The organism is Lederbergia graminis (assembly GCF_042655485.1).
Taxonomy (GTDB): domain Bacteria; phylum Bacillota; class Bacilli; order Bacillales; family Bacillaceae_C; genus Lederbergia; species Lederbergia graminis.
In genome coordinates this window covers 1-5,545 of record NZ_JBHSMC010000040.1, presented here as the reverse complement: position 1 = coordinate 5,545, position 5,545 = coordinate 1, and the positions used below count along the sequence as shown (strand labels likewise).

Annotated in this window: 5 protein-coding genes; 4 read left to right on the top strand and 1 reads right to left on the bottom strand. The window is 39.8% G+C overall.

Annotated features, from left to right (window positions below; all coding sequences use genetic code 11):
* Positions 1–228: 228 nt before the first annotated feature.
* Positions 229–378: a hypothetical protein gene (locus ACFPM4_RS19175; protein WP_186324858.1), complete on the bottom strand. Its 150-nt coding sequence runs from the start codon at positions 376–378 to the stop codon at positions 229–231.
* A gap of 519 nt (positions 379–897) precedes the next feature.
* Between ACFPM4_RS19175 and ACFPM4_RS19170 the strand changes: the two genes are divergently transcribed.
* The 4 genes from ACFPM4_RS19170 (at position 898) to ACFPM4_RS19155 (ending at position 5,393) form a co-directional block, all read left to right on the top strand.
* Positions 898–3,069 carry a DUF4886 domain-containing protein gene (locus ACFPM4_RS19170; protein WP_382355398.1) on the top strand — a complete coding sequence of 724 codons (2,172 nt, stop codon included), beginning with the start codon at positions 898–900 and terminating at the stop codon, positions 3,067–3,069.
* Positions 3,070–3,380: 311 nt separating this feature from the next.
* Positions 3,381–3,758 (top strand): GntR family transcriptional regulator, encoded by a 378-nt coding sequence (locus ACFPM4_RS19165; RefSeq protein WP_144927669.1) that lies wholly within the window; start codon positions 3,381–3,383, stop codon positions 3,756–3,758.
* Positions 3,755–4,621: an ATP-binding cassette domain-containing protein gene (locus ACFPM4_RS19160; protein WP_382355395.1), complete on the top strand. Its 867-nt coding sequence runs from the start codon at positions 3,755–3,757 to the stop codon at positions 4,619–4,621. The genes ACFPM4_RS19165 and ACFPM4_RS19160 overlap by 4 nt, the downstream gene beginning before the upstream one ends.
* A 1-nt stretch (position 4,622) precedes the next feature.
* Positions 4,623–5,393 (top strand): hypothetical protein, encoded by a 771-nt coding sequence (locus tag ACFPM4_RS19155; protein WP_382355392.1) that lies wholly within the window; start codon positions 4,623–4,625, stop codon positions 5,391–5,393.
* Positions 5,394–5,545 lie beyond the last annotated feature (152 nt).

Genomic DNA, 5,545 nt, shown 5'->3' with positions numbered 1-5,545 from the left:
TGATTTAGTCATCGTTACCTACACTACAATAGGAGCTTTTTCAATTTTTATCAATATTTTTGTTCATTTTACATTTTTTTACTGCTGTGCAACGCTAGTGGGCACTCGTACTATTAAGACACTTTAATTTATGGTTTATTCCATGTATAATAAGAATATAATAAAAAGAAGAAGCGTTGGAGCGCTTCTTCCTGCAACCTCTACCGTCAGGGTGGTGGTTGTCAATTTTTAGTTATTCCGATGAAAACCACCCTTTTGCTTGTGACGGCGTAGGGTGGTTTTCTTGTTCTCTAGAATATTCTTGCGAAAGAAATATGCACTTGATTCACGCACTATTCCTTTCACAACTTCGCGGAGAAATTCAAGAAATGTTTCCATGATTATCACCTCCTTTCCCTTTAAGGAAAGAAGAGTGACAATCAACCACCCTAACAAATATGCAGTTGCTATTACAATATTATCATAATATTAATATCATTCACACCACAAAAAGAACAAACGTTCCTTCTTTTAAATATAACTTCGACTGCACCTATAAATACCCATTACTCGTATGTCTGGCATCCAAACTATTCTGAATTGTACGGGTGCCTGGCACCGGATCTATTCTGAATTGTGCGGGTGCCTGGCACTCGTACAGTCGATCTTGGTGCCTGGCACCCGTACAATGACACTCGCTCATATGCACCAATACAAGCTCCCACCAGTCCAATTTTCACACCCATCCCGTTTCTATAGAACTACCACTCTCTTCTTTTCTAGCAAAATTTACCTAATGGAAAGATTTGTAAATATAGTACTTTGCGTTCATTGTGTTTGCTAGATTCCGATTATACCATTATATATGTAAGTGCTTACATTCTATTTTATAGAAAGAAAGAAAAAGGAGGAAAATGGATGGGTAAAAAGTCAAGGTTAGTAATTTCTTTAGTTGCTAGTCTTGCTGTGCTACTGATTGTAGGACTATTCACATCAGTAGATATGGCGGCTGCAAACGAGCGTGAGGGGTATATCCAATTAGATTGGGACCCAACACCAAACGCTTATTGGAATTCCCCCGATCCTGTAATAGGGACACAGATGTCTACACCAGAGATAAGTAACGCGACGAATCATAAGTTTTTCATTGCTTCTAAGATGTTTACTAGAGAAGATCTTCCCGTTGGTACAATTATTGAAATTGATCCAGGTTATCAGTATCGACCTGAAGGATGGGTAGAACTAGAGCCGCAACCAGGACATACTCGACCAGGTAATGTAACAAAGACAGAAGTAGTGGTAGATGAAGAATGGTGGGGTGATTTTCAGTACCGTGCTTTTAACGTTGCTTTCGAAGGAGCATTTTTAGATATAAGAGACAGTTGGGAGGAAGTTGCCTCTCACTTTAGAATCTATGTTCCAACTGGCGATGTAAACGTTCCCGGAGATGGAGAAGATGGGAACACGGATGAAGAACCCGAAGCGGAACTTAAACTACTAGCAATTGGAAATAGCTTTTCTGAGGATGCACTCTCCTATTTAGAATCGATGGCGAGAGCTGATGGACAAAATATTAAAGTTGGTATTTTGTACATTGGTGGTTCAGAATTGAGTGCCCATTGGGAGAATGCCTCACAAAATAAAGCAGTATATTCTTATTTCGAATATCAAAATGGAAGAATGGATACGAATGGAGTAACAATTGAAAGTGTACTTGAAAGTGATGATTGGGACTATGTTTCCTTACAGCAAGCAAGTCACTTCAGTGGGATTCCTTCTACGTATTACCCATATTTAAACAATCTAGCAGATTATATAAAAGAGAGAGTTCCTGAAGCAGAAATGCTCATACACCAAACATGGGCATATGAACGCGGAAGTGACCACTTCGGTTTTATTCGCTTTGAGAGAGACCCAGATGTTATGTGGAACCACGTATCGGAAGCTTACAAATTAGCAGCTCAACAGCTCGGCGATGTAAACGTTATCCCAAGTGGACTGGCGATGCAAAAGGCACGAGCACACGAACTATTTGACCCAGACAAAGGTGGAAAAAGCCTGTTCCGGGATGGATTCCACGCTAGCTTTGTGCATGGTAGATACCTTCTAGCTGCTGTTTGGTACGAAGCATTACTAAAAAAGGACATTTCCGAAAATACGTTTAGACCCCCTACTATCACCGACGAAGAATTAGCTGCATTACAGCAAGAGGCGAAAAAAGCAGTAGCAGAATATTCACCAGAACCAGCTAAATTAGATTTAAAAACAGATTTAAATGGATTACTTTTCTATGAAGGCGAAGATTATTATCGCTTACGTCCTCCATTAAATGAACCAGCTGCCGATTTAATGTCATATGAGAGAATTGATATTCCTGTTAGTGACCTTGAACTATTTGATAATGGCGAATACGAAATTGGCATCCTATCTGCCGGAGTAAGATCCGTCTATGAGTTAGAATTAAACGGTGAACCACTAGGTACGATTATCCGCATGTCCAATGGATTCGGTATGAATAATGTGACGATGCATTATTTAAAGGACACTGTTGTCCCATTAAAAGATGGTGACGTTATATCCATTATTGCTCCACCAAGTGAAGGAATCTATGGTTGGATTGATGCCCTTGTCTTAAAAAATGTAAAACTCGACGAGCCTGGGGAACCAAACGAACCTGGAGAACCAAATGAGCCAGGCGAACCGAACGAGCCGGGTGAGCCAAATGAGCCTGGGGAACCAAATGAGCCTGGGGAACCAAACGAGCCAGGGGAACCGAACGAGCCAGGCGAACCGAACGAGCCGGGTGAACCGAATGAGCCTGGTGAACCGAACGAGCCGGGTGAACCAAATGAGCCAGGCGAACCGAACGAGCCGGGTGAACCAAATGAGCCGGGTGAACCAAATGAGCCAGGCGAACCGAACGAGCCGGGTGAACCAAATGAGCCGGAAGAAGACGATTCTAAAAAACCTGAAACAGACGACAAACTACCAAACACAGCTACCGCCTTCTATAACCTACTTGCAATAGGAACCGCTCTGCTAATAGCAGGAATCCTAATACAAGTACTATATAGAAGAAAAGCAATCTAGTGCCAGGCACCCACTCTATTCTGAATTGTTTCTAAGTTGTGTTGGTGCCAGGCACCGAAGTAATTTCCTATATCTCGAACATGAGAATGGGAAATTACTTCTTTTTTTGTTTATGAATTGTGCGGGTGCCTTGTTGGTGCCTGGCACCCAAGCAGAACACCTATGCAGCCCCTCTCCCTCTCCCCACCCCATTCCACTCAAAATTATTTAAGGTACCTATTGACACTAAAAAGGTATACTGTTATGGTTATACACATAAGTATATAACCGTAACACTATAATACCGTAACACCCACAAAGGAGGGCCGTGAATGAGTAATGTTTTTAATTCAGATAAGCCGATTTATATTCAAGTTCGTGAGTTAATTGAAGACTTGATTATTAATAAACAGTTGAATGAGGACGAACAGGCTCCCTCGACAAATCAACTGGTAAATTACTATAAGATCAATCATGCTACTGTTTCCAAAGGGATCAATCAGCTCGTGGAGGAAGAAATTCTGTATAAGAAAAGAGGTATCGGGATGTTTGTAGCTAAAGGTGCTCGAGATAAAATACTCAAAATGCGTCGCCAAGCTTTTATTGAAGACAATATAGTCTCGCTTGTCCAAGAAGCCGAAAAGCTTGAAATTACGATAGAAGAAATTTTTAACTATATCAAAGATGTGAAAGGTCGTGAAAAACAATGAATATACAAGCAACGAATCTTCATTTTTCATTTGGAAATGATGAGATTTTACGTGATATAAATTTTGAAATGACAGAACCAAAAATTTACGGATTACTCGGTCGCAATGGTACGGGTAAAACAACTCTACTTTCCCTTCTTGGCTCATTTCGCGAACCAACTTCTGGGAAAATCTTAATCGACGGCGAACAACCATTTGAAAATGCTCGGATAATGCAAAACGTTACTTTTATGTATGACAAGGATTATACAGGGGAAACGGACTCACCTTCTACGATAGTAAAATATATGGATCGTTATCGTCCAAATTTCGATGTAGAATATGCGCATAGTTTGTTAAAGAAATTTAAGCTTGAGGGTAAAAAAGCAGTCTCGAAACTTTCTAAAGGTAAACAATCTGCCTTTAATGTCGTGATCGGATTAGCAAGTCGATCACCAATCACGATATTTGACGAAGTATATCTTGGCATGGACGCACCAGCACGTGATTTGTTTTATAAAGAACTGTTACAGGATCAAGAACTACATCCACGAATCATCATCTTATCTACCCATCTTGTGTCAGAAATGGAGTATTTATTTGATGAAGTCATCATCATTAAAGATGGAAAAATCCTTCTTCATGAACCAAATGAACGCCTTGTGTCTTATGGAGCAACGGTTGTTGGAAGTAAGCAAAAAGTAAACGAATTTGCGTTAGGGAAAAATGTCATTCATGAAGAGCAATTAGGTGACACACGATCCATTACTGTTTTTGGGGAATTGAGTGCTACAGATAGAGCATTTGCCAAAGAATTAGGTCTCGATTTTGCTCCAGTGTCACTCCATAACTTATTTATTCATCTTACGGAGGAGGGAAATTAACATGAAAAAACCACTAGGTTCTCCATCGGTTGGCTTAGAATTACTCATTATACAGATGACGTGGACACTTATGGGATTTGGGATTTTCCTATTGATTAATATTGTAAAAATGGTATTTGGTATAGAGGTAGATTCCTACTACAGTGCTGGATATATCGCCAGTAATATCTTTATGTTCGTTATCGGAATCATCTCTATAAACTTCCTTCCCCACTATGTAGGGCTTGGAATCACTAGAAAAAACTATTTTTATGGAAATGTGATTGCTAGTATTGGTTTATCCATCTTCATACCAATCGGAATCTATATCATTAGCCTAGTACAAAAGCTAATAATCGGTAGCTTCACATCGATTGAGCTGAGAGAAAGAACTTTAGATAAAGTCGACATAGACAGGGACGGGAATATTATCAGTGAGATAGTACAATCGTTTATCGTAACACCGTTTATTGATCCGTCATCTAATCTAGTACTCTCACTTGCTTTATTTAGTTTGCATATTTTCGTTTTCTATATCATTGGTTGGATGATTGCAGCAGCATTCCAGCGCCAAGGAGTCATTGGCGGTCTCCTCTTGATCGCTGTTGGAATTGTTTTTATCGCGATAAAAGATACGATGATTCGAATAACACTAGATTTACCGCTGTTCAAAAACTTCTCCGTATTTGAAGTAGTTCCAGAAAAACTGGCACTACCAACGGTTTTCGCTGCCATTCTACTAACGATGATCATCATCCGTCTCCTAACAAAGAGAACACCGTTGAAAATTTAGTGCCAGGCACCGGAACTATTCTGAATTGTGTGGGTGCCTGGCACCCACCACTAGCGTTGCATAGATTGAAATAAATTGAATGAATAGATAATTTTTCCATTTGACTTTTCGGATTAGAATAAAAAACGAGGATCTGGTTCTAAGATGAATCA

Bases quoted from the DNA above. Each gene is read 5' to 3' on its own strand.
- ACFPM4_RS19175 (WP_186324858.1), bottom strand. From the start codon at position 378: ATGGAAACATTTCTTGAATTTCTCCGCGAAGTTGTGAAAGGAATAGTG.
- ACFPM4_RS19170 (WP_382355398.1), top strand. From the start codon at position 898: ATGGGTAAAAAGTCAAGGTTAGTAATTTCTTTAGTTGCTAGTCTTGCT.
- ACFPM4_RS19165 (WP_144927669.1), top strand. From the start codon at position 3,381: ATGAGTAATGTTTTTAATTCAGATAAGCCGATTTATATTCAAGTTCGT.
- ACFPM4_RS19160 (WP_382355395.1), top strand. From the start codon at position 3,755: ATGAATATACAAGCAACGAATCTTCATTTTTCATTTGGAAATGATGAG.
- ACFPM4_RS19155 (WP_382355392.1), top strand. From the start codon at position 4,623: ATGAAAAAACCACTAGGTTCTCCATCGGTTGGCTTAGAATTACTCATT.